The sequence below is a fragment of the Candidatus Symbiopectobacterium sp. NZEC135 genome, assembly GCF_025962695.1.
Map to the genome: position 1 here is coordinate 1 of NZ_JAGFPF010000136.1, position 3,968 is coordinate 3,968.

6 protein-coding genes and 1 pseudogene are annotated in these 3,968 nt (G+C 59.1%); all 7 read left to right on the plus strand.

What is annotated here, in order from left to right:
- Positions 1-163, plus strand: a pseudogene (locus tag J5224_RS23760) (lipid kinase); the annotation flags it as partial.
- 27 nt (positions 164-190) lie between these two features.
- Positions 191-1,009, plus strand: coding sequence for an ABC transporter permease (locus tag J5224_RS23765; RefSeq protein WP_264627697.1), 819 nt, complete (start codon positions 191-193; stop codon positions 1,007-1,009).
- Positions 1,006-1,788: an ABC transporter ATP-binding protein gene (locus tag J5224_RS23770; protein WP_264627698.1), complete on the plus strand. Its 783-nt coding sequence runs from the start codon at positions 1,006-1,008 to the stop codon at positions 1,786-1,788. The genes J5224_RS23765 and J5224_RS23770 overlap by 4 nt, the downstream gene beginning before the upstream one ends.
- Positions 1,785-2,522, plus strand: coding sequence for an urea amidolyase associated protein UAAP1 (locus J5224_RS23775; RefSeq protein WP_264627699.1), 738 nt, complete (start codon positions 1,785-1,787; stop codon positions 2,520-2,522). The genes J5224_RS23770 and J5224_RS23775 overlap by 4 nt, the downstream gene beginning before the upstream one ends.
- Positions 2,519-3,154: an urea amidolyase associated protein UAAP2 gene (locus J5224_RS23780; protein ID WP_264627700.1), complete on the plus strand. Its 636-nt coding sequence runs from the start codon at positions 2,519-2,521 to the stop codon at positions 3,152-3,154. Before J5224_RS23775 ends, J5224_RS23780 begins: the two co-directional genes overlap by 4 nt.
- The gene (locus tag J5224_RS23785) at positions 3,145-3,288 is read left to right on the plus strand and encodes a hypothetical protein (RefSeq protein ID WP_264627701.1); all 144 of its coding nucleotides are present in this window, start codon (positions 3,145-3,147) and stop codon (positions 3,286-3,288) included. The genes J5224_RS23780 and J5224_RS23785 overlap by 10 nt, the downstream gene beginning before the upstream one ends.
- Positions 3,289-3,399: 111 nt before the next feature.
- The coding region (locus J5224_RS23790; RefSeq protein WP_319802477.1) for a biotin carboxylase N-terminal domain-containing protein at positions 3,400-3,968 on the plus strand (569 nt) is incomplete at its 3' end.

The window sequence follows — 3,968 nt, forward strand, 5'->3', positions numbered from 1 at the left end:
GCGCGTCGCGCAGTTCTCCTTTGATAAAGGCTTGCTGGGCGAAGGCGCACGCAGCGCGGATGCGGTCGGTATCGCGTTTCCCGGTGGCGTGGTGGTCGGCAACCCGAGCAACATCAAACTGCGTTTTGACGATGCTTATGTTCAACAGGCTTTGCTGCCATAACGCGATGTACGCCAGGGGAGAAACCGGATGCGTTTGATTAATCGTCACCCGCAGCGCGGCGGTCGGATTGTCTTGATGTTGCTGCCGTTTATTCTGCTGCTGGCCGCCTATTTCATGGGGTCGGCGCTGCGTTTAGCGGAAAACCCCGGCGACAAGCTGTTGCCCAGTGGCTACCAAATGGTCGAGGCGATAGAACGCGTTGCCTTTACGGCGGACAAACGCAGCGGTGACTATCTGCTGTGGAGCGATACCGCAGCCAGCATGACGCGGCTCGCTCTTGGGCTGGGCATTGCCGCGTTGCTGGGGCTCTGTGTCGGGATGGCAACCGGTATTTTTCCGCTGTTCAACGCCACGTTCTCACCGCTGATGACCGTGCTGTCGATGGTGCCGCCGCTGGCTATCCTGCCCATCCTGTTCATTGTGTTTGGTTTGGATGAGCTGTCGAAGGTGATGCTGATCGTGATTGGCATTACGCCGATTCTGGCGCGCGATCTGGAGCAGCGTGCGCGCGAGATCCCGGTCGAATTACTGATCAAGGCACAAACGCTGGGGGCAAACAGCTGGACGCTGCTGTTGCGCGTGGTGCTGCCGCAATTGCTGTCGCGTCTGTTGGTGTCGCTGCGGTTGATGATCGGCTCTGCCTGGCTGTTCCTGATTTCGGCTGAGGCTATCTCTGCTACGGCAGGTCTGGGCTACCGTATTTTTCTGGTGCGGCGCTATCTGGCGATGGATGTGATTCTGCCCTATGTGGTGTGGATTACGCTGCTGGCATGGCTGATGGACTATGCCCTGCGCTACCTGAATCGACGCTGCTTCCCGTGGTCGGTGGAAGGGGGGCGCGCATGAGCTATATCCAAATCGTTAACCTGTGGCAAACCTACGGCGACCACGTGGTGTTGGAACGGCTCAACCTGACCATTACGCAGGGTGAGTTTTGTACGCTGGTGGGCGCTTCCGGCTGCGGCAAATCCACCTTTTTACGCTTACTGCTGGGGCAGGAGGCACCGAGTCGCGGCAGTCTGTTGTTGGAAGGAAAGCCGTTGGCGCAAGAACCGGACATTACGCGCGGCGTGGTGTTCCAGCGCTACTCGGTGTTTCCGCACCTGTGTGTGCTGGATAACGTTGCCATCGGTCTTGAGCTGCGCGATGCGCGCTTCCTTGGCCGTTTCTTTGGTCGCCGCAAACGTGAGGCGCGTGAGGCCGCCGCGCAGATGCTGCACCGCGTCGGGCTGGGCCATGCGCTGGATCGCTATCCGGGGCAGCTCTCCGGCGGCATGCAACAGCGGCTGGCGATTGCGCAGGCGTTTATCATGCAGCCGCGTATCCTGCTGCTGGATGAACCCTTTGGCGCGCTGGATCCCGGTATCCGCAAGGATATGCACGCGCTGCTGCTGGAGTTGTGGCGTGAAACCGGGCTGACGGTGTTTATGGTGACGCACGATCTCTCTGAGGGTTTCAGCCTCGGCACTCGCCTGTTGGTATTTGACAAGGTGCGGAACGACCCGCAAGCCCCTAACGCCTACGGCGCACGCATTACCTACGACATTCCCCTGAATTCTGAGCGACTGACGCCCGTCTCTGCGACGGTGGCGTCCGCGCTTTTCCCTGATAAGGACATAGCATGACGTCGATAACCACTGCCGCGTTATACCAGGAAACGGTGCCTGGCGGCGGGCATACCTCTTTTGTTCTGCCGCGCGGTCAGCAACTGCGCATCACCGATTTGCAAGGCGACGCGAATGTCAGCTTGCTGCTGTTCAACGCCACCGCGCATAGCGAACGGCTGAACTTGCCCGATACCTTTAAGGGGCAGCACACCGCCAAGCTGACGGCGGGTCACTGTCTCTATTCCGATATGGGACGGGTGCTGGCGGCGATCACCGAAGACACCTGTGGCTGGCACGATGGCCTGGGCGGCGTGCTGAACGCCGCTGAGGTCAACGAAAAATACGGTCAGGGTCGCTATCAGGAGCAGCGTAATGGGTTTTACCGCAATGGCGCAGATAACCTGCTGGTGGAAATGGGCAAATGGAATCTCGGGCTGGAAGACCTGCTGATGGTGCTCAACCTGTTCAGCAAAGTGACGGTGGATCCCAACGGCCCGTTTGCTTTCCAGCCGCACAATAGCCGAGCGGGGGATTACCTCGAACTCTATGCCCCGATGGATACGCTGGTGGTGCTTACCGCGCTGCAACATCCACTCGATCCCCATCCACACTACGCACCCAAGCCGGTTGAACTGAGTTGGTATCACATCGGTGACGATGCCATCGCGCAGGTGTGCCGTCAGGCGTGCGCGGAGAATACGCGCGCGTTTCATAACACCGATCGTTTATTTCTTCAGGGAGCCGCACGATGAACATGACCGCCAGCCAGAAACACCCGGAGCAGGCGCTGTGGCGTCATACTATCCCTGCGGGCGAACCCTATGTGTGTGATGTTAAACAGGGGCAAACCTTGCGCCTGTTGGATCTGCAAGGCAATCAGGCGGCCGATACGCTGTTCTATGCCGCCGCCAATCTGCGTGAACGCTACGACGCGCAGCGCACGCTGCGTCGCCAGAATAACCTTTATCTCACCACCGGCAGCGTACTTTACTCCAATCTGGGCAACCCACTGCTGTCGATTGTTGCCGATACCTGTGGACGTCATGACACGCTGGGCGGGGCCTGCGCGCAGGAGAGCAATACGGTGCGCTATGGCGTGGAGACGCGCTATATGCACAGTTGCCGCGACAACTTTTTGTGCGCCTGCGGGCACGATGGCCGCCTCTCCAAACGTGATATCGCTGCCAACATCAACTTTTTTATGAATGTACCCGCGACACCGGCGGGGGGATTGACGTTTGAGGACGGCATTTCCGCACCGGGTAAATATGTGGAACTGCGCGCGGAAACCGATGTGGTGGTGCTGATATCCAACTGCCCTCAGTTAAACAACCCCTGTAACGGCTGGGATCCTACGCCGGTCGAGGTGCTGGTATGGGCGTGATACGGCGCAGTGTCATGGTGATGGTAGACGGTGTGGCCCGATTGGTGACGGCACGGGCATGCCACTACGCGGCACGCTTGCCGGTAGATACATCGACAAGTGAACAGCAATACAAACGTTTTTTTATCGCATAAATCAGCGCATTGCATACCTTCAACAAGGCGTAACTGATTTATGCCCGCCATGGACGACCATGGTGCCACGTTTCATGGCGGGACGGCCCGCCATTGCCGAGAGTATCTCACATGTTTAACAAGGTCTTAATCGCCAACCGTGGAGCGATCGCCTGTCGTATTCAACGCACGCTGCGCGAACTTGCGGTGGGCAATGTGGCGGTGTACGCCGACGCGGACAGTGCCAGCCTGCATGTGCAGCATGCCGATATTGCCGTGTTATTGGGTGAGGGTCCGGCGACGCACACCTATCTGGCAGTCGATAAAATACTGCGTGCCGCGCGTCAAAGCGGTGCCGAGGCTATTCATCCCGGCTACGGTTTTCTGTCGGAAAATGCCGCGTTTGCCCAAGCCTGTGAGCGGGAAGGGTTCGCGTTTATCGGGCCGACGCCCGAACAACTGCGTCTGTTCGGCCTGAAGCATACGGCACGGGCATTGGCGAAGGAGCGCGGGCTGCCACTGCTGGAAGGTTCTGCGCTGCTGGCGGATATCGATGAGGCGCTGTCTGCCGCACAGGCGGTGGGCTATCCGGTGATGCTGAAAAGCACCGCGGGCGGTGGCGGTATCGGCATGCGCGTGTGTCACGGCGAGGCGGAATTACGCGATGCCTACGACAGCGTGCGGCGTCTTGGGCAGGAGAA

Excerpts from the sequence above, each read along its gene's own strand:
- J5224_RS23765 (WP_264627697.1), top strand. The coding sequence starts at position 191 with ATGCGTTTGATTAATCGTCACCCGCAGCGCGGCGGTCGGATTGTCTTG.
- J5224_RS23770 (WP_264627698.1), top strand. The coding sequence starts at position 1,006 with ATGAGCTATATCCAAATCGTTAACCTGTGGCAAACCTACGGCGACCAC.
- J5224_RS23775 (WP_264627699.1), top strand. The coding sequence starts at position 1,785 with ATGACGTCGATAACCACTGCCGCGTTATACCAGGAAACGGTGCCTGGC.
- J5224_RS23780 (WP_264627700.1), top strand. The coding sequence starts at position 2,519 with ATGAACATGACCGCCAGCCAGAAACACCCGGAGCAGGCGCTGTGGCGT.
- J5224_RS23785 (WP_264627701.1), top strand. The coding sequence starts at position 3,145 with ATGGGCGTGATACGGCGCAGTGTCATGGTGATGGTAGACGGTGTGGCC.